Annotated in this window: 16 protein-coding genes; 7 read left to right on the forward strand and 9 right to left on the reverse strand. The window is 60.3% G+C overall.

Going from position 1 to position 18,662, the window contains the following annotated elements; translation table 11 throughout:
- Window positions 1-75: 75 nt before the first annotated feature.
- Together QWE_RS17450 and QWE_RS17455 are read right to left on the reverse strand one after the other, a co-directional pair.
- Window positions 76-921 carry a hypothetical protein gene (locus QWE_RS17450; RefSeq protein ID WP_006727491.1) on the reverse strand — a complete coding sequence of 282 codons (846 nt, stop codon included), beginning with the start codon at window positions 919-921 and terminating at the stop codon, window positions 76-78.
- A 3-nt stretch (window positions 922-924) separates the two neighbouring features.
- Window positions 925-1,356: an ABA4-like family protein gene (locus tag QWE_RS17455; RefSeq protein ID WP_006727492.1), complete on the reverse strand. Its 432-nt coding sequence runs from the start codon at window positions 1,354-1,356 to the stop codon at window positions 925-927.
- Window positions 1,357-1,455: 99 nt separating this feature from the next.
- Here QWE_RS17455 and QWE_RS17460 point away from each other — a divergent pair, with 99 nt between their 5' ends.
- The 3 genes from QWE_RS17460 to aspS all read left to right on the forward strand — a co-directional run bounded on the left by QWE_RS17460 (window position 1,456) and on the right by aspS (window position 5,955).
- Complete coding sequence (locus QWE_RS17460) at window positions 1,456-2,064, forward strand: TetR/AcrR family transcriptional regulator (RefSeq protein WP_006727493.1); 609 nt, start codon at window positions 1,456-1,458, stop codon at window positions 2,062-2,064.
- Window positions 2,065-2,398: 334 nt separating this feature from the next.
- A complete protein-coding gene (locus QWE_RS25995) occupies window positions 2,399-3,829 on the forward strand; it encodes a DNA-directed RNA polymerase subunit alpha C-terminal domain-containing protein (protein WP_157790728.1) in 1,431 nt (476 codons plus the stop codon).
- 335 nt (window positions 3,830-4,164) lie between these two features.
- Window positions 4,165-5,955 (forward strand): aspartate--tRNA ligase, encoded by a 1,791-nt coding sequence (gene aspS / locus QWE_RS17470; protein ID WP_006727495.1) that lies wholly within the window; start codon window positions 4,165-4,167, stop codon window positions 5,953-5,955.
- Between the two features lie 123 nt (window positions 5,956-6,078).
- On the opposite strand, the gene QWE_RS17475 is transcribed toward aspS, so the two are convergent.
- Window positions 6,079-7,275 (reverse strand): hypothetical protein, encoded by a 1,197-nt coding sequence (locus QWE_RS17475; protein WP_006727496.1) that lies wholly within the window; start codon window positions 7,273-7,275, stop codon window positions 6,079-6,081.
- A gap of 206 nt (window positions 7,276-7,481) precedes the next feature.
- Between QWE_RS17475 and parC the strand changes: the two genes are divergently transcribed.
- Window positions 7,482-9,758: a DNA topoisomerase IV subunit A gene (parC, locus tag QWE_RS17480; protein WP_006727497.1), complete on the forward strand. Its 2,277-nt coding sequence runs from the start codon at window positions 7,482-7,484 to the stop codon at window positions 9,756-9,758.
- A gap of 52 nt (window positions 9,759-9,810) precedes the next feature.
- On the opposite strand, the gene QWE_RS17485 is transcribed toward parC, so the two are convergent.
- Entirely contained in the window at window positions 9,811-10,953 is a 1,143-nt protein-coding gene (locus QWE_RS17485) for a CPBP family glutamic-type intramembrane protease (protein ID WP_006727498.1), read from the reverse strand.
- A gap of 102 nt (window positions 10,954-11,055) precedes the next feature.
- Window positions 11,056-13,119: a putative bifunctional diguanylate cyclase/phosphodiesterase gene (locus tag QWE_RS17490; RefSeq protein ID WP_006727499.1), complete on the reverse strand. Its 2,064-nt coding sequence runs from the start codon at window positions 13,117-13,119 to the stop codon at window positions 11,056-11,058.
- Window positions 13,120-13,283: 164 nt separating this feature from the next.
- Here QWE_RS17490 and QWE_RS17495 point away from each other — a divergent pair, with 164 nt between their 5' ends.
- Window positions 13,284-14,327 (forward strand): class I SAM-dependent methyltransferase, encoded by a 1,044-nt coding sequence (locus QWE_RS17495; protein WP_006727500.1) that lies wholly within the window; start codon window positions 13,284-13,286, stop codon window positions 14,325-14,327.
- A gap of 85 nt (window positions 14,328-14,412) precedes the next feature.
- Here the strand turns inward: QWE_RS17495 and QWE_RS17500 are convergent, their stop codons facing one another.
- From QWE_RS17500 to hemB, 3 genes are all read right to left on the reverse strand, one after another.
- The gene (locus QWE_RS17500) at window positions 14,413-15,174 is read right to left on the reverse strand and encodes an arginyltransferase (protein WP_006727501.1); all 762 of its coding nucleotides are present in this window, start codon (window positions 15,172-15,174) and stop codon (window positions 14,413-14,415) included.
- 122 nt (window positions 15,175-15,296) lie between these two features.
- Complete coding sequence (locus QWE_RS17505; protein ID WP_006727502.1) at window positions 15,297-15,755, reverse strand: RDD family protein; 459 nt, start codon at window positions 15,753-15,755, stop codon at window positions 15,297-15,299.
- 88 nt (window positions 15,756-15,843) lie between these two features.
- Window positions 15,844-16,860 carry a porphobilinogen synthase gene (gene hemB, locus QWE_RS17510; protein WP_006727503.1) on the reverse strand — a complete coding sequence of 339 codons (1,017 nt, stop codon included), beginning with the start codon at window positions 16,858-16,860 and terminating at the stop codon, window positions 15,844-15,846.
- Between the two features lie 185 nt (window positions 16,861-17,045).
- Between hemB and QWE_RS17515 the strand changes: the two genes are divergently transcribed.
- Window positions 17,046-17,483, forward strand: coding sequence for a DUF6163 family protein (locus tag QWE_RS17515; protein WP_006727504.1), 438 nt, complete (start codon window positions 17,046-17,048; stop codon window positions 17,481-17,483).
- Between the two features lie 132 nt (window positions 17,484-17,615).
- On the forward strand, window positions 17,616-18,125 hold the full coding sequence (gene ldtR, locus QWE_RS17520; RefSeq protein ID WP_006727505.1) for a transcriptional regulator LdtR: 510 nt from the start codon (window positions 17,616-17,618) through the stop codon (window positions 18,123-18,125).
- Window positions 18,126-18,201: 76 nt separating this feature from the next.
- On the opposite strand, the gene QWE_RS17525 is transcribed toward ldtR, so the two are convergent.
- Complete coding sequence (locus QWE_RS17525) at window positions 18,202-18,588, reverse strand: hypothetical protein (RefSeq protein WP_157790729.1); 387 nt, start codon at window positions 18,586-18,588, stop codon at window positions 18,202-18,204.
- Window positions 18,589-18,662 lie beyond the last annotated feature (74 nt).

Consider the following 18,662-nt stretch of genomic DNA (forward strand, 5'->3'; position numbering starts at 1 on the left):
CAAATTCCTAGACCTGTTTGACAGGTCGCGACAGGCCAAAAACATCGCCCGTCGCAACGCGCCCGGAATTTGCCGTCAGAGGAAGGGCTGCCCCTGAACAGCCTGGACGAAGGTGGCGACGACGACCCCGATCGAGACGAGTGCGCCGACCAGTATGCCGGGTCTGGCAAGGCTGGGCGCGAGCCTGTCGAGACCGAGGCCGAGAAGCGGCAGCGCCTGCATGATGTGAGTGGCGAAGAAATGCGGCACGCGCAGATCGCCGCCGCTGCGCGACCAGCCGAACAGCGGCAGCCCGCCGAGGTCGGTTCTGACGCCGCCGACCCAGTGGCCCGGCCCGCCGATTTCGCCGCTGCCGAGCGCAAAGGCGGTGAAGAGTGTCGCTACGCTGCCGAGCACGAGGCCCCAGCCGCCGCCAAGGCGCAAGGCGATCGGTGCATTCGGGCGCGGCCGCAGCAGGATGTAAACGCCGATGACGAGGCTCGACAGCACCAGAAGGGCGGCACCAGCCCCCATGGCGCTATAGGCCATCGCTTCGAGGGGCGTGCCATCGTTGAAATGTGAGGCCCGACCACGCGCGGCTTGCAGGGTTATGTAGAGAATTTCGCCGCTCGCCGTGATGACGGCAGTAAGGCTCGCCAGCCAGACGCCGCGACCGGCCCGTGTCCTCGGTTCGATGAGCGGCAAGAGCAGAAGCAGGGTGCCGAGCATCAGGGCGAGAGAGGCCTGGAATTTCAGCGGCTTGCTCCAGACGCTGATGTCGTTGAGCAGGCGCTCGTCGATGAAGAGGGTGATCAGGCTGGGGATGGCAAGCGCCAGTTGCAGTCCGATCCCAACGATCAGCAGGCGTCGGGTTCTTTGTTCGGCAGCAGCGAGATCCGGCGTCGGGGCGATTGCAACACTGTCATTGAAGAGCATGGTCATGTGTCAGACCTTTCGGGCGGTGAGTGACGCGTCCGTTGCGCGGGTGATGTAGAAAACCAGAAGGCCAACAGGGCCGAACATGAAGGTAGCGACGAGGATCGGCGCCTGCAGCAGCTGGTTCCAGCCGCGCTTGTCGGCCTCGACGGCGATCCAGGTGCCGATGAAGAGATCGAAGGCGAGGTAATGTACCCAGCCGGCGACGAGCACCGGATCGTCCATGAAGAGTGCCCTGACTTCCGCGATCGAGCCAAAGCCGCCGCCCTCGACGCGGAAGAAATAGACGAAGATCAGCACGGCATAGGTGAGCGACAGCGCGCCGATCAGGCCGAAGCGGATGAAGCGGATGAGGGCTTCCCATCGCGGTGCAAGAATGAGCAGCAGCCAGCCCAGCATGGCGGTGCTGCTGGCGAGCGAAAACACGGTATCGGGGTACATTGGAGCCTCATCTTGACGGTGACAAGATAAGCATGCGCCATAACTTGGCAATGTCAAGATTGATTTTGACTGCGTGGTTTCGAGTGGTTATGAAGGGGCATGGCAAGACAGAAATCCTATCACCATGGCGACCTGCGCCAGGCGCTGATCGGCACGGGGCTCGACATGCTCGAAGAGCATGGCCTCGAAGGCCTGACGCTCCGCAAACTCGCCGCCCGGGTCGGCGTGTCCCATGCGGCACCCGAACATCATTTCCCGACCCTGCGGCACCTGATGACCGCCTTTGCCGTCGAGGGCTTCAGGCTGTTTGCCGCTTCGATGCGGGAGGCTATGGCGGCAGCCCCTGATGATCCGGCAGAGCAGCTACGGGCTGCCGCCCGCGGCTATCTCGCCTTTGCGAGGTCCCGTCCGCATCTCTTCCGCCTGATGTTCACCGCCAACCGCCTCGACTGGGACGACCCGGCCATCGGCCCGCCAGCGAATGCCGCCCATGCCGTGCTCGAGGAGATCTCATTGCCGGTGGCGAGGCGCATGAAGCTGGACACGCCGGAGGGCAGGGCAGCCGTCGAGCAACTCGTCTGGTCGCAGATCCACGGCCACGCCCATCTGATGATCGACGGCAAGCTGCCGCCGGAAGGCGATGGCGGCACCGGCTGTGAGCCCTTCGCGGCGCCGCTCGATCTGGCGAGTGTGTTGTTGCCGGAGTGAGGGGGCGCGGTGGTGGTCCCCATGATTCATCGCAATAATTGTACAAAACCGTGTGATCTCCAGCCGGTTATGGAGGCCGCCGTGATCGGCGGTCGTCGGAAGTCATTATGCCTCCCGACGAGGCGTCACTTCTCTCTCGTGCAATTGGAGCGCGCTCGGGGCGTCACCGCATGCCATAGCAAGAGCGTCAAATGGGAAATTTGGTCAGTCCATGCCGGGCTTTGTGCAGGACCAATCGCCTAGCCATATAACCCTCGACGAACCGATGCAGCTTCAGTACTAGTGTTGAATTAGACTGTTTGTCGTCACCATTCGGAATAAGGCGGAGATTCTGTTGCCGAGTGCCAATTTTACCGGACTTAGCAAGCGTCAAATGGAAGTTCTGAGGCTGGCTCATGGAGGCCTTGGGACGAAAGATATTGGTGCTGCATTAGGTATAACTAACATAACCGTTGCAAGCCATCTGAACTCCGCTCGAAAAAAAATAGGAGTTAGGTCTACTCGTGACGCCGCAGCAAAGTTTGCGGCTTTCGAAGCCGGTGAAAATGCCCATTTACAGAATACTGACATTTCTAACGAAGATATTATCCATGTCCTATTGATGCGCATTGACGATTTCGAGTTATCTGTTCGTACGGCCAACGTCTTGATCGCTGACAACCGGGTATTTGTCGGCGATTTAGTGCAGCTGACCGAGTTTGAGCTGCTTCGACTGCCAAATTTTGGTCGAAGAGCGCTCAACGAGATCAAGGAAATGCTAGCAAGTGTCGGGCTGAGGCTCGGAATGGTTCTATCGAATTGGCCTCCTGACAACATCGAACAAGTTCGAGAGAAGCTCTCAATTGCCGCTAAGGTTAGAGGTATTCCTCAAGCGAAACTAGGAACGACATTCAGGGCTGGTCAAGAGACGCTTGAGATCGCGGTGGATGGCAACGAGAGCGACGAGAGCGCTGCTTTGGAGTCGATCACGCAGCAATTGCACCAAGAATCGAAACGCAAGTTGGAGGCGTTCAGCGAAGCAACAAAAACCCTTAGTAATCAGTATGGATGGTCGGACATCGATGCGTCTAATCGACGTTTCGTCAGTCTGCTGGACCGACCGACTGAAGATATACCGGCGGTTATAGGCTTGGTTTATAGCTCGGCTCTTGAGCTAGGATCGTACCTCGAGTTGGACAATCAGTTACGATCAGGTGAAGTCAGCTACGCTGAAAGCCTAAGACCAGAGGTTCGCCGTCTACTTGAAGATGTTGTTAAAACCGTAGCGCCTTGGGTGCGGCGATTTCCGTCTGCTCGAGAAATCGACAACGAAACCGGCGAGTTTTTATCACAGATCACTTTGGTTGCGCATGCGCGTGAGGCCACAGAAACGGCGTTACGAAGCGCGCTGATCGCTGAAGACATAGCCGAGACTGTCCGTGCCCTCCTGGCATCAAGCGATCGCGCGGGCGCTGTTAGCTATAAGGCTTCTACGCGCGGTGTGCTTTCAGCACGTAATATGGTCATTGCGGCTGCAACGGCTGCGACGACTGTATGGCTGGGCGCTGTCGGCTCCGAATTGGCCCCTCAGTCCGTTCTTGCGCAACGTGCGGCAGGGTTTCTAGCTTCTGCAGAAGCGCCCATTGTTCAGCTTTTCAAAGATCTGCCTTCGGACATTCAGCTCGCAATCAACATGTTGATCAAAGAGGTGAACCAAAAACCTTTCACAGTGCCGTCACCTCTGCCAGATGGACGCCGTCCGATTGCCAAAAAAAAACACGACTAATTTCGGTATCGATCATACCTTTGACAGAAGCCCGCAATCGCGTCTGTTGGCATAAAAGCCCTCCATCTGGGCTACTTCGGAGCTGTTGTCGAATTCGGTCAACCAAAGTGTACCGGCCATTTTCCTCTGTTTGGTTCTAAAGCAGTCAGGTTGATGACAGTCCGCCGCTGCCAAACGCCGCCGTCCACCACAGTCTAATCCAGTCACCCCCAACACCACGCAGCCTTGACAAATCAGGCGCACCATGCGCTTTTCCGCCCGATTTTCTATCGGCTGGCCGTGTGCCGAAATCTTATGCCCGCCAGCCGTCTACCAGTCCAGGAAAGCACTTGATCATGCATCGTTACCGCAGCCACACCTGTGCCGCTCTTCGCAAGTCCGACGTCGGGCAGACCGTCCGCCTCTCGGGCTGGGTCCATCGCGTTCGTGACCATGGCGGCGTGCTCTTCATCGATCTGCGCGATCACTATGGCATCACCCAGGTCGTCGCCGATCCGGACAGCCCGGCCTTCAAGGCAGCTGAAACCGTGCGTGGCGAATGGGTCATCCGCATCGACGGCCTGGTCAAGGCCCGGACGGATGATACCGTCAACAAGAACATGCCGACCGGCGAGATCGAGCTTTACGCTCAGGAAATCGAGGTTCTCTCGGCCGCCAAGGAACTGCCGTTGCCGGTCTTCGGCGAACCCGACTATCCGGAAGACGTGCGCCTCAAGTACCGCTTCCTCGACCTGCGCCGCGAAACCCTGCACAAGAACATCGTCAAGCGCACCCAGATCATCTCGGCGATGCGTAACGGCATGGCCGCTGCCGGCTTTGCCGAATATTCGACCCCGATCCTGACGGCCTCGTCGCCGGAAGGCGCGCGCGACTTCCTCGTGCCGAGCCGTATCCACGAAGGCAAGTTCTTCGCGCTGCCGCAGGCGCCGCAGCAGTACAAGCAGCTGTTGATGGTCGCCGGTTTCGATCGCTATTTCCAGATCGCGCCCTGCTTCCGCGACGAAGACCCGCGCGCCGACCGTCTGCCGGGCGAATTCTACCAGCTCGACGTCGAGATGAGCTTCGTTACCCAGGAAGACATCTGGGCGACGATGGAGCCGATGATGACGGAAGTCTTCGAGCAGTTCGCCGAAGGCAAGCCGGTCACTAAGGAATGGCCGCGCATTCCCTACGATGTCGCGATCCGCAAATATGGCTCCGACAAGCCCGACCTGCGCAACCCGATCGTGATGGAAGGCGTCACCGACCATTTCCGCGATTCCGGCTTCAAGGTCTTCGCCGGCATGATCGCGTCGAACCCGAAGGTCGAGATCTGGGCGATCCCGGCGAAGACCGGTGGTTCGCGTGCATTCTGCGACCGCATGAACGCCTGGGCGCAATCGACCGGCCAGCCGGGCCTCGGCTACATCTTCTGGAAGGAAGAGGACGGCAAGATTGCCGGTTCCGGCCCGCTCGCCAAGAACATCGGCGAAAAGCGTACCGAAGCGATCCGCACCCAGCTCGGTCTCGAAGCGGGCGATGCCTGCTTCTTCGTCGCTGGAGACCCGGCCAAGTTCTACAAGTTTGCCGGTGAAGCCCGCACCCGCGCCGGCGAGGAACTGAACCTCGTCGATCGCGACCGCTTCGAAATGTGCTGGATCGTCGACTTCCCGTTCTACGAATACAACGAAGACGAAAAGAAGATCGACTTCGCCCACAACCCCTTCTCGATGCCGCAGGGTGGTCTGGAAGCGCTGGAAAGCCAGGATCCGCTCTCGCTCAAGGCCTATCAGTATGACGCCGTCTGCAACGGCTTCGAAATCGCCTCGGGCTCGATCCGTAACCAGTCGCCGGAACTGATGGTCAAGGCTTTCGAGAAGGTCGGCCTTTCGAAGGATGACGTCGAGGAACGCTTCGGCGGTATGTACCGTGCCTTCCAATACGGCGCCCCTCCGCATGGCGGCTGCGCCTTCGGCATCGACCGCGTGGTCATGCTGCTCGTCGGTGCGAAGAACCTGCGCGAAATCTCGCTCTTCCCGATGAACCAGCAGGCTCAGGACTTGCTGATGAACGCCCCGTCGCCGGCGACGCCCGCTCAGCTGCGCGATCTGTCGCTGCGCGTCGTTCCGCAGCCGAAGAAGGACTGATCCGCAATCGGGATCTGAAATGACGAAGGCCGGGAGAGATCCCGGCCTTTTATTTTGACTTGAAGACACGAAAAAGTCCGGCTGCTTTCGCGGGCCGAGCTCTTGTCTTGGACGCCGAAGCGATCAGTCGTTGGCGGTGACCTTGAGGCCGATCAGGCCCGGAATGGTTTCCGGCGCGCCCATGGCAGCGCCCATGATCATCGGGAAGGCGACCGGGTTGGCAGGCGCTGCAGCGATGGTGAGCGCCTTCGGGTCGTCGATATAGGTGTTCACCGCGGCCGAGATTTCGTTCTGGATCGCGCCGAGCTTCGCCTGGGCAAGCAGGATCGGCAGCATGCCCTTCACCATCTGCGCCATCTGCGCGCCGTCGGTACCCTGGCTCTTGCCGGCATAATCGAGGCCGCGCTTGGTGATGCCCGCATCCTCGAAGCGGATCTGGGCGTCAACCAGCGACAGCTGCTGCACAAGGCCGAGCATGGCAAGGCCAGCCGCCTGCTGGGCCTGCTCGTTCTGCGGCTGTGCCTGCATCATGCGGGCCTGTTCCTGCATCTGCTTGACGAGGTCTAGCGTGTAGCCGGACATTGAGAAGGCGAGGGAGAGCTTGCCGACATTGGCGAAATCGATCGAGTAGTCCTCGATGTCGATCGTGCCGCTTTCGACCTCCCAGCTGCCGGACATGTTCATGTTGCCGTCGAGCGTGGTCAGACCGAGCGCTTCGATCTGCGCCTTGGCCTGCGGGTCTTCGACGGTGCTGAGATCGGCCTTCACGCCGGTCACAGAGCCTTCGAAGGTGATCGTGCTCTCGTCGTCCGACAGGCCCATCGTGCCGACGGCTTCCGCCATCGAGAACACCGGCTTGCCGTCAACAGTGACTTCGACTGGGCCGCTATGGGCCTCTTCGTAGAACATCAGCGAATCAATGCCCTCGGCATTGGCGTCGCCCGGCACATAAACGCCGGCAAGATAGAGATCCTGAACCTTGAAGCTCGACTTTTCCTCGGTGACGTTCACCTCGGGGAATTCGACGCGTTCGATGAAATAGGCGCCGCCTTCCTCTTCGCTGACGCCTTCCAGCGTCAGCTGTTCAAGCGCAAGCGGCTTCTCGGCGGGCTGGCCGTCGACGCCGAACTTTACGCCCTTGAGCAGCACGTCGGATCCCGAGACTTCGATGGCGTCGGCTGTGATCGTTGTGCCGCCCGTCGCGAAGGCAGCATTGATCTTCTTCAACAAATCCTGCCCGTCCAGCGCAAAGGCGGGACCCGTGAAGGCAGTGAGCGCAGCGCTCGCAAGCAGAATTCGGGTGGAGCGGTACAGGGTCATGAGAAGGTCCTTCGTTCTGGTTCCGCGGGAGGTGCGGACAAAATTGGTCGGCGATATTTATAAGTGGGATTGAAAAAACGTCCACCGGTTTTCGCCATAGCCTGATGCACGCAGATTGCGGCGTGATGGCGGTCACATCGCCTTAATCCACAGGCAGAATCCCCGGATTCCTTGCCGTTGCGGGTCTTCTCCGCTAGGGGAAACCCATGGGGACAAATCAGCTTCCGCCCGACGAGGGTGGCGATCACATTCTTCCAGTCGACCTGAAGGCGGCGCTCGAAGAGCGTTATCTCGCGTATGCCTTGTCGACGATCATGCATCGCGCGCTGCCGGACGTCCGCGACGGGCTCAAACCGGTGCATCGCCGCATCATCCACGCGATGAGCGAGATGGGCATCCGCCCGAACTCGGCGTTCAAGAAATGCGCCCGTATCGTCGGCGACGTCATCGGTAAGTTCCACCCGCATGGCGACCAGTCGGTCTATGATGCGCTGGTGCGCCTCGCGCAGGACTTCTCCCAGCGCTATCCGGTGGTGGATGGGCAGGGCAACTTCGGCAATATCGACGGCGACAGTGCTGCTGCCTATCGTTACACCGAAGCCCGCATGACCGACGTCGCGGCCCTGCTGCTCGAAGGCATCGATCAGGATGCTGTCGATTTCCGCCCGACCTATAACGAGGAAGACGACGAACCGACGGTTCTGCCCGGTGCCTTCCCGAACCTGCTGGCCAACGGCGCTTCGGGCATCGCGGTCGGCATGGCGACCTCCATTCCGCCGCACAATGCGCACGAGCTCTGCGACGCGGCCCTCTATCTGATCAAGAACCCCGGCGCGCCCGTCGAGGAGCTGCTGGCAGATCCCTCCCATCCGGAACGCGGGGGCATTGAAGGTCCCGACTTCCCGACCGGTGGCGTCATCGTCGAGAGCCGCGCCTCGATGCTGGAAACCTATCGCACCGGCCGCGGCGGCTTCCGCGTTCGCGCCAAGTGGGAGACGGAAGATCTCGGCCGCGGCGGCTACCAGATCATCGTCACCCAGATCCCGTTCCAGGTGCAGAAGTCGCGCCTGATCGAAAAGATCGCCGAACTGCTGATCGCCCGCCGCCTGCCACTTCTGGAAGACGTGCGCGACGAAAGTGCCGAAGACGTGCGCCTCGTTCTCGTGCCGAAGAGCCGCACGGTCGATGCGACCCTACTGATGGAATCGCTGTTCAAGCTCACCGAGCTCGAAAGCCGCATTCCGCTCAACATGAACGTGCTTTCGCAGGGCAAGGTCCCGAAGGTCATGGCCCTCAACGAGGTGCTGACCGAATGGCTTGATCACCGCAAGGACGTGCTCGTCCGTCGTTCAAAGTTCCGCCTTGCAGCCATCGACCGGCGCCTGGAAATCCTCGGCGGCCTGCTGATCGCCTATCTCAACCTCGACGAAGTAATCCGGATCATCCGCGAGGAAGACGAGCCGAAGCCTGTCCTGATCGCCAAATGGGATCTGACCGACAACCAGGCCGAAGCCATCCTCAACATGCGGCTGCGCAATCTGCGCAAGCTCGAGGAATTCGAGATCCGCAAGGAGCATGAGGCGCTTTCGGCCGAGAAAGCCGAGATCGAATCCCTGCTTGCCTCCGATGACAAGCAGTGGCAGACCGTCGCCTGGGAAATCGGCGAGGTGAAGAAAAAATACGCCAAGGCGACCGAGCTCGGCCGCCGCCGCACTGTCTTCTCTGACGCACCGAGCGCGGATGTCGAAGCGATCCAGCAGGCGATGATCGAAAAGGAACCGATCACCGTCGTCATCTCCGAAAAGGGCTGGATCCGCGCGCTGAAGGGCCACATCTCCGACACCTCTGCGCTGACCTTCAAGGAAGGCGACGGGTTGAAGGTGGCCTTCCCTGCCCAGACGACGGACAAGATCCTGCTGGTGACCACGGGCGGCAAGGTCTACACGCTCGGCGGCGACAAGCTGCCCGGTGGCCGTGGCCACGGTGAGCCGCTGCGCATCATGGTCGACATGGAAAACGATCAGGACGTGCTGACCGCCTTCGTCCATGACGCAAGCCGCAAGCTGATCTTCGTCTCGACGGCCGGCAACGGCTTCATCGTGCCGCAAGGCGAGGTCGTCGCCAACACCCGCAAGGGCAAGCAGATCATGAATGTCGGCATGCCCGACGAGGCAAAGCTGGTGGTCCCCGTCAGCGGCGATCATCTGGCGGTCGTCGGCGAAAACCGCAAGCTGCTGGTCTTCCCGCTGACCCAGATCCCGGAAATGACCCGCGGCAAGGGCGTGCGCCTGCAGCGCTACAAGGATGGCGGCATCTCCGACGTCAAGTTCTTCGCGATGTCAGACGGTCTGACCTGGGCCGACAGTGCCGGCCGCACCTTCACCAAGACGAAGGATGAACTGGTCGAATGGCAGGGCGATCGCGCCTCTGCCGGCCGCCTTGTCCCGAAGGGCTTCCCGCGCAGCGGTAAATTCTCGGGCTGATCTCGAGGTCCCGTTAGTCAAAGCCGGTCGCCTTGCGGCCGGCTTTTCTCTGTCAGCCGCGCTCCCAGATCGACCAGACACCCATCAGCGTCGCGGCATTGCCCAGGATGAAGTGCGAGACGATCGGGCCGGCGAGGTTGCGGTACTTCAGGTGCAGCCAGCCCCAGACGATGCCGGAGACGAGGGCGACGACGGCGAGCGACTGGGAATAATGCAGGTGCAGGGTGGAGAAGATCAGCGAGGTGATCACGATCGCCGACATCGGGCGGGTCTTGCCCGGCATCAGATCGGCGATCGCCGTCAGCAGCACCCCGCGGCAGATCCACTCCTGGAGTGGTGCGACGATGATGTAGGTATAGACGGTGATCGTGACCAGCTTCGGGTCGATGACCGGCGTTCCCTGAAGCTCCGGATAGAGCATGGTGCGGAAATAGGCCATGGCGGCCAGGGCGACGGCGCTGATGGCAAGTCCCATGCCGACCGATTTCCAGAGATTCCCCATCCGGATGCCCATATCGTGCCGCGTCAGACCGCAGCGCACGGTCAGTCCCCAGATGACGAACGCGCCCCAGACTTCCATCACGCGTGAGGTCCAGAACATCACCTGCGACTGATGGGTCACCTTGAGATTGGTCAGGATGAGGCTGTTCACCAGGGCATAGATGTTGATCATCAGAACCATGGTGACGAAGAGGAAGGCGAGCGCGTGATAGCGCCGGTCGGCTTCCTCGAGCGCCACGAACTGTAGCCTGAGCTTGCCGTAACTCGCCGACAGCTGAGCATAGATCTTGCGGAAGAAGAGGGTGGCAAGTTCAGGCCGATCGCTGAGAAACTCGCGGTACTGCGCGCGGTCGATTGTCCAGCCACGCAGCGGTGTCAGCGTTCTGGCCGAAGCACTGCGCGGATCTCCGCTGATCAGCCCCAGTTCGCCGATCAGGGACCCTTCGCCGGCGATCGCGAGAACATTGCCGCTCTCCTCGTCATAGACCTCGATCTCGCCCTCGGCGATCAGGATGGCAAAGTGGCTATCGTCGCCTTTTCGGAACAGGATTGTGCCGGTGTCATGATGCACCGGGTCGACATGGCTGTGGAAGGCGTCGAGGTAGCCGTCGCTCACCCTGATGGAGGTGTCTTTCAGAAGCTTCTCGGCAAAATCAGGCTGTCCGGCCAGTTGCGTCGCGTCGACCGTGCTCATGCATGTATCCGTCCAGATTGGAATTCGGCCGGATACTACTGATTTCGCTCAGGAAACGCAGAGGTGCCGATCGTCCAATTCTGGGATCAATCGGCGATCGCCTCAAAGACCGGAAACGCTCGCCAGACGCGGGAAGGACTTGATCTTGACTTCGTCGATCGGCACGGGGCGGCCGAGATAATAGCCCTGGCCGAGCTCGATGCCGAGTTCATGCATCAGTTCCACATGATCGGCCGTCTCCAGACCTTCGATCAGGATCTTCAGGCCGCGATTGCGGATGAGGCGAATGATGTCCTCGAGCATGGCGCGCCCAGCCGGACGGCGGGCGTCCTGCAGGAAGGAGCGGTCGATCTTGACGGTGTCGAAGGGGAACAGGCGCAGCCAGGAAAGGCCGGCAAAGCCCGTGCCGAAGTCGTCGAGCCAGATGCGGATCCCGAGCGCCTGCAGATCGGTGATGCAGCGGATGACATCCGACTGCCCTTCCATGTCGATGCCTTCGGTGATCTCGAAGGCGAGCTGCGAACCGGAGACACCGGTCTCTTCGAGAATCGTCGAGACGGCCAGAGCAAAACCGCGGGACTTGAGCTGAATGGCCGAGACGTTGACGCTCGCCATCGGCGCAATGCCGGTCGCGAGCACCTCCGTGCAGGCCCGACGGATCGCCCAGAGGCCGAGATCGAGAATGGCGCCGGTGCGCTCGGCGACGGGGATGAACTGGGCCGGCGACAGCGGCGTGCCGTCGACCATCTTCATGCGCATCAGCGACTCGACCGCTTCGACGCGGCCGGTGCGCAGGTTCTGGATCGGCTGGTAGACCAGATGCACGAGGTCGTTCTTGACCGCCATCCGGAGCGTCGCCGCAATATTTTCATTGTCGTCGCTGGTCAGCGGATCGTTCGGGTTAAACAGTCGGATGCAGTTCCTGCCATTCGCCTTGGCCGAATAGAGCGCCCGGTCCGCCTCGTTGATGATGCGCTCAAGCTTGGGACCGCTCTGCGGACGTGTATAGGAGGCGCCGACACTCACGGTCACCACCGCCTGGCCATCGCGCCGCTGGTCATGGACGAGATGCAGACCCTCGACGGCGCTGCGAATGATCTCGCAGAGCGCCATGACCTGATCGCGGCCTGTGACGCGCGACAGCACGATGAATTCTTCGCCACCATAGCGGCCGACCGAAGCGTTGAGCGGCTTCAGCGTGTCGTTGAGCACGCTCGCGACCAGGATCAGGCAGCGGTCACCGGCCTGATGGCCGTAGAAATCGTTGTATTTCTTAAAGAAGTCGACATCGACCAGGATCGCCGCAAAGGCCTTTCCTTCGCTCTGCCAGTCGTTCCAGTAGTCGCGAAGGCGCTTGTCGACAGCGCGGCGGTTCTCCATGCCGGTGAGGTAGTCGGTGTTGGAGAGACGCTCGAGAGCTTCCCCACGTTTTTCAGCCTCACTGTGCTGATGGGCCGCTTCCACCGCATTGAGAAAGACGTTGTAGCGCTCCTCGTTGAGCTTCCAGTTCACGTAGGACGTGAACAGGAAGCAGGATGCGTAGAACAGGATGACGACTACGGTCTGCTCCAGCGACAGCGCAGGCGCATGCAGCATGCTGTAGAGGAAAATAACGAGGATCGTTGCCGACGTCATGACCGACAGGCGGAAGACGAGATTGAAGAACAGGTTCGCACTCATCATGAAGATGGTGCCGAACAGCATGTAATACCGGAACGCGTCCTCAGCCGTGGTGTAGGTGGCAGGAATAAGCCAAGCGACATATCCGACGACGACAGTTGCAGCGCAACTGAGATCGACCCAATGGAGGCCGACCCGCCGCGCCACGCAGACCTCCATGACCGAGATGGCGAGGATCGCCGCGATCAGTCGTGCCGTGACAGTCTGGACTGCCACATCCGGCAACAGGAAGGCATCCGCTACGCCAAACAGAAGGTAGACGAGCGCGGCAAGCCACAGACCCTGGCGGGTCTGGCGCAACTGCGTGAAGCTGCGATGCGTCTGGTATAGCGCATTCAGGGCAGGGAGGGTGATGGTCTTAGCATCGATTGCAGGAGGGCTGTAATTCGAACCGTCGCTCCATGCGGAGTCCGCTGCAGACCCGCTATGCATGTGCGAGTTTGTGTCGCGATTTCCGCGCACTGGGTTCTTGATGACCCGATCCATCACGACTCCATCGTCACCGCGCACGTCACGCGCTCGTCTACACTAGCTCGCCCACGTGTTAACTATGTTTTAAAGTCTGACTAAAATCGGAGTGCACTTATTGCCGTCCGCGATTATGGTTTACAAAGAATTAATGTGAGTTTTGACTAAATAAGGAGTGAAGTGTGAGTGATGTAAAGATTGCATTCGACGGCCAGAGCCTCATCACGCCGGACTCTATTGCGGCGACGGTCTTTTCGACTTCGGTCGATGCCACAGATAAGGATCTTGCTCTGGCACGTGCCGAAATGGCACTTCACCTCCGTGTTGCGGAGCAGCAGTTCGAGCAGAAAACTGCCGTCGGCCAGATCATGCTTCGCCTGCTGACCGGCCTCCATGAGATCCGCAACCGATTTTCTCCGAAGGTCTGGGAGCAACTCATCCCGGTGGCCCAGAACCATGCCATCGCCCGCCATTTCCATGAGGATCCATTCACCCGCTGGTCTTTCGAAAAGCCGCGCGGCTATTCGGGTGATGCTGGCCTGCTCGATTTCATCTATGGCCATCCGTCGGTCCAGCCGATGCTGGATGCGGCAAGCCCGATGGGCAAGGAAGTCCATGCCTTCACCAGCCAGTCGCCGGCATGCGTCGCTGTCCGGGAACGACGTGATCTGCTTGCCCAATTCGTCGACGACGTTGCATCTTCTCGCGGTGGCGAGGCTGAAATCCTGACCATCGCAGCTGGCCATCTGCGTGAAGGCAGCATGTCGCAGGCCCTGAAGGACAAGGCAATCAAGCGGTGGATTGCGCTCGATCAGGATCCGATGAGCGTCGGCGCCGTCGCCAGCGAATTTGCGGGAACCGCGGTCGAAGCCGTCAACGGCTCGGTACGCACCGTGCTGACCCGCGCGCAGACGCTCGGTACCTTCGACTTCGTCTATGCGGCCGGTCTCTACGACTATCTCGCCGACGAAGTGGCGATCAAGCTCTCGCAGCGCTGCCTGCAGATGCTGAAGCCGAACGGCACTTTCCTGTTTGCGAACTTCTCGCAGGAAGTTCCCGATGACGGCTACATGGAAACCTTCATGAACTGGGCATTGTTGCTGCGTTCGGAAGAAGACATGTGGCGGATCATGCGCGCGACGACAGAAGGTCTCGACGTCGAATGCTCGCTCCGCTTCGGCCAGAACAAGAACATCGTCTACGGCATCATCCGTAAACTGTCCTGAAATGAAACAGCCCTTCGCAGCGTTTGATCTGCGAAGGGCTGGCCTGTCCTAAAATGGGACTTTTCTTCCGCGACTTTTTCTGGCTTCAGCCCTCGGATTCGAGGGGGAAACGCGTCCAGCCCTGATGCATCAGGTGTTCCTGCGGCTGGAAGCGTGTCTTGTAGCCCATCTTCTTCGAGCCCTGCACCCAGTAGCCGAGATAGACATGCGGCAGGCCGAGCGCCTTCGCGCGGCGAATGTGGTCGAGCACCATCATCGTGCCGAGTGAGCGCTTTTCCATCTCCGGATTGTAGAACGAATAGACCATCGACAGCCCGTCGCTCATCAGGTCAGACAGCGCAACGGCGATCAGTTCGCCGCGCGGCTGGGCCGAAATTCCGTCGCCGGGGACGCGCAGGCGGTATTCGATGACCCGCGTCTGCACATGGCTGTCCTCGACCATGATCGCATAGTCGAGCGCCGACATGTCGGACATGCCACCGTTCTGATGCCGATGATCGAGATAGTGGCGGAAGAGAGAGAACTGCTCTGTTGAAGGCTGGGCCGGAAAAACGGTGGAGACGAGGTCCGCATTGGTGGCCTCAACGCGTCTGAAGCCGCGGCTCAGTTCGAACTCGTTGACCAGGACACGGACGGACACGCAGGCGCGGCAGGATTCGCAGGCCGGCCGATAGGCGATGTTCTGCGAGCGACGAAAGCCCCCTTGCGTCAGAAGATCGTTCATCTCGGTCGCCCGCTGCCCGACAAGGTGGGTGAAGACCTTCCGCTCCATCTCTCCCGAAAGATACGGGCACGGCGCAGGCGCCGTCAGATAGAATTGCGGGGAGGGGCTGGTCTGCGTGTTCATATGCGGATGAAGAGAATCCTTTGGCGTGACCTGTCACAGGTAGGATGGCGCAAGAATGAAAAAGGTCAACACTCCGGCGAGACGCCGGAGTTCATTGTTCTGGAGAGACGTGCCAAGCGAGATCAGTAAGTCCTGACTGCAGCCGTGCCGAGCAACAGGTCATGCACCAGACGCGAGCGTTCGATGAAAAGGCCGGCGAGAAGGACGAGCGGCGTCAGGACGGAGTTGAGGATCCAGAACAGCGCCAGATGCGCGATCGCTGTGACGAAGTCGATCTTGCGGCCATCGAGGCGGACCATGGCAATGCCCATCATCCGCATGCCCGGCGTGGACTGGGACGGACCCGCCAGCGACATGCCGAAATAGAGACCGGCCACCACGAAGAACAGGATCGGATAGAGAAGCCAGCCGAGGCCAAGCGTCAGGATGCCCAGGAAGAAGACCACCACGGCCGCCGGGATCCAGAGGAGGCCGATGAAGAGATAGTCGACGAGGAATGCAAAGACGCGCCGCGAGAGCACGCCGCTATAGGCGCGCCAGTCTTCGGGGGCCGCATAGGACGAGTTGCTATCGAGGCTCATATCGGGCTCCTTTAAGGTTGTGTCTCAGATATGGGGAGCCCGATCCCGAATACAATAATCCGTGAAGGTCATCGGCGCAGGATGAACCTCAGCCCCGTTTCGCCAGAAGGCGTGCAACCTCGGGCGCGAAATAGGTGAGGATACCGTCGCAACCCGCGCGCTTGAAGCAGAGCAAGGTTTCGAGCATGGCGCGCTCGCCGTCGATCCAGCCATTTGCCGCTGCGGCCTTGATCTGGCTGTATTCGCCGGAGACCTGATAGGCGAAGACCGGAAGGCCGAAGCTCTCCTTCAGGCGCCAGCAGATGTCGAGATAGGGAAGGCCAGGCTTGACCATCAGCATGTCGGCGCCTTCCTCGACGTCGAGCGCTGCATCGCGCACGGCCTCGGTGCCGTTGGCCGGATCAATGTAATAGGTCTTCTTGTCACCCTTCAGGAGGCCGCTGGTCGAGATCGCCTCGCGGTAAGGGCCGTAGTAGCAGGAGGCGAACTTGGTGGCGTAGGACATGATGCCGACGCTCTGATGACCGGCAGCATCCAGCCCCCGGCGGATCGCGCCGATACGTCCGTCCATCATGTCGGAGGGCGCGATGATGTCGGACCCGGCATCGGCCTGGGCGATAGCGGCGCGCACCAGCTGGTCGACCGTCTCATCATTGACGATCTCGCCATCCCGCAGAATGCCGTCATGGCCGTGGCTGGTGAAGGGATCGAGCGCCACATCGGTGATCACGCCGATATTGGGAACGGCCTTCTTGATCGCAGCGGTCACCTGATTGAGGAGATTGTTGCTCTTCAACACTTCCGAGCCAGTTTGGTCGCGCAGCTCCATTTCCACATTTGGGAAGGTCGCCAGTGCCGGGATGCCGAGGTCGGCCGCTTCCCTGGCAGCCTCGACCGCCTTGTCGACGCTCATCCGGAAAACACCGGGCATCGCCGCAATCGGCTCCATGATGCCGGAGCCCGGCACGACGAAGATCGGCCAGATCAGATCATCGACGGTCAACCGGTTTTCCAGAACCATGCGGCGCTGCCAGTCGGCCTTGCGCAGGCGGCGCATGCGCCGGTGGCCGGTGACGTCGTCTACCTGATGTGTCTTGTCCGTCATGATCGCGATCCTTGGTCTGTCTTCGGCTGCTGATTAGCACGCCGATGGAGGCTTGCAAAACGGAAGCCTGACGGCGGGTGATCTGTGTCTTATCGAGAAGGGATAGGCAGGGATGATGAGATCAGCAGGGGAGGGGGCGGCGGCCGTGCTGGCGGAGGGGTTGTCCCCAGCCTATCTTCCTATCCATGGAAGCTGATTCGTCGCAGACACCCATCCGCAGTCTCACCGAGACCATCTTCGTGCTCTTCCTGCGCGTGGTGGCGCTGTCCTGCCTGTGGTTCGGCCTGCAGTACTGGGCGCTCCTCGTCGGCTACAGCCAGAACGGGCTTGGCCGCTTCGACCTCTTGTCCACACCCTGGCGTGTGGCGGCCACAGGGCTTGCGGTTGTGTTTCCGGTCGCCGCCCTCGGGCTTTGGGTCGCGGGCTCCTGGGGCCCGGTCATGTGGCTGCTCGCGGCAGGCGGCCAGATGCTGATGTTTACAGTCTGGCCGGAGATCTTCGGCCGCAACACGCTGGCCGTCACCATGCATTCCGCGGTCTTCGTCGTCTTCGTTCTTTTCCGCCTGGCGTTGTGGCTCGAAGGGAGACACAAGCAGGAGCGTATAACGGTTGATTTACCCTGATCGCAGGCTGGGCTTTAGTAAGCCTCTGTTAAGCCTGCGTTTTAAATAGAATTTTATGCGCATTGGATACGGTCCTCACCAAGGCGGGAGAAAAAACCAACACCGCCAAACAAAACAGTGAGGCAGACCGATATGAACACCAAGCTCAAGCCGCAGCCGTCCACTCTCGACCCGCAGGAAGAAGCGATCCGTTCGCTCTACCTCGAATCTCTCCACCTCGTCGAGCGTCTTCACCGCCGCCTTCTCGACGTCATCAAGGACGAGTTCGACCGCAAGGGTCGCTCCGATATCAACGCCGTCCAGGCACTCCTGCTCTTCAACATCGGCAATTCGGAACTGACCGCCGGTGAACTGCGCTCGCGTGGTTACTACCTGGGCTCGAACGTCTCCTACAACGTCAAGAAGCTCGTCGATCTCGGCTTCATCAACCATCAGCGCTCGCGCGTCGACCGTCGCTCGGTCCGCATCAGCCTGACCGAAGCCGGCCAGGAAATCGCCGAGACCGTTGCCAAGCTCTATGAGCGCCACATCGGCTCGATCCAGAAGGTCGGCGGTATCGGCACCGACGAGTTCACCCAGATGAACAAGCTTCTGCAGCGCCTCGACCGCTTCTGGAACGACTCGATCATGTACCGCCTCTGATCCACCGGAGGCTACGCGACACCCACGCATTTCCTCCAGTCATGCGGTCGCATTGAGAAGGCGCTAGGTCGCGGGTTCAGCCTGCACCGTAGCGCCTTGTCTCGTTTTGCCTTCGTTCCAGGTTTCTCGACCGCAGTTCTGTAATGAGAAACGCTGTCGGCGCCACCGTGTAGCCGCGCTCGGCAAGAAACCGTTTTACCCGTTTTGTGTATTTGGGTTTTGGAGCCGTGTTGTATCGACCGGCGACCTCAGTCACCTCACGGCCGACAAGCAAAATGTTGGCTCTCGGTTCATTGAGCGAGTTGCGGAGGGAATAGATGGTGTGAGGCCCGTCATAAAACATTCCGACGCAATTCCCCATCAAACCGCCCTCGCGCTGATAGTCGAATTTGGTCAGTAGCTCGACGATGCGCCACCCATCCTCAAAGCTGAATACCACCACACTGTCATCGACCTCTTCCATCAAAGCCCCCCGCAAATCACCGCTCACAGCTGAGGGAATCAGCGAACCCGGGCGCGAGCAAGCAGCCTGAACCA

It is taken from the genome of Agrobacterium albertimagni AOL15, assembly GCF_000300855.1.
In the GTDB taxonomy this organism is placed as follows: Bacteria; Pseudomonadota; Alphaproteobacteria; order Rhizobiales; family Rhizobiaceae; genus Allorhizobium; species Allorhizobium albertimagni.

Bases quoted from the DNA above. Each gene is read 5' to 3' on its own strand.
- QWE_RS17455 (WP_006727492.1), bottom strand. From the start codon at position 1,356: ATGTACCCCGATACCGTGTTTTCGCTCGCCAGCAGCACCGCCATGCTG.
- parC (WP_006727497.1), top strand. From the start codon at position 7,482: ATGGGGACAAATCAGCTTCCGCCCGACGAGGGTGGCGATCACATTCTT.
- QWE_RS17490 (WP_006727499.1), bottom strand. From the start codon at position 13,119: ATGGATCGGGTCATCAAGAACCCAGTGCGCGGAAATCGCGACACAAAC.
- hemB (WP_006727503.1), bottom strand. From the start codon at position 16,860: ATGACGGACAAGACACATCAGGTAGACGACGTCACCGGCCACCGGCGC.
- ldtR (WP_006727505.1), top strand. From the start codon at position 17,616: ATGAACACCAAGCTCAAGCCGCAGCCGTCCACTCTCGACCCGCAGGAA.
- QWE_RS17475 (WP_006727496.1), bottom strand. From the start codon at position 7,275: ATGACCCTGTACCGCTCCACCCGAATTCTGCTTGCGAGCGCTGCGCTC.
- QWE_RS17525 (WP_157790729.1), bottom strand. From the start codon at position 18,588: ATGGAAGAGGTCGATGACAGTGTGGTGGTATTCAGCTTTGAGGATGGG.
- QWE_RS17515 (WP_006727504.1), top strand. From the start codon at position 17,046: ATGGAAGCTGATTCGTCGCAGACACCCATCCGCAGTCTCACCGAGACC.
- QWE_RS17500 (WP_006727501.1), bottom strand. From the start codon at position 15,174: ATGAACACGCAGACCAGCCCCTCCCCGCAATTCTATCTGACGGCGCCT.
- aspS (WP_006727495.1), top strand. From the start codon at position 4,165: ATGCATCGTTACCGCAGCCACACCTGTGCCGCTCTTCGCAAGTCCGAC.
- QWE_RS17485 (WP_006727498.1), bottom strand. From the start codon at position 10,953: ATGAGCACGGTCGACGCGACGCAACTGGCCGGACAGCCTGATTTTGCC.
- QWE_RS17505 (WP_006727502.1), bottom strand. From the start codon at position 15,755: ATGAGCCTCGATAGCAACTCGTCCTATGCGGCCCCCGAAGACTGGCGC.
- QWE_RS17450 (WP_006727491.1), bottom strand. From the start codon at position 921: ATGACCATGCTCTTCAATGACAGTGTTGCAATCGCCCCGACGCCGGAT.
- QWE_RS17460 (WP_006727493.1), top strand. From the start codon at position 1,456: ATGGCAAGACAGAAATCCTATCACCATGGCGACCTGCGCCAGGCGCTG.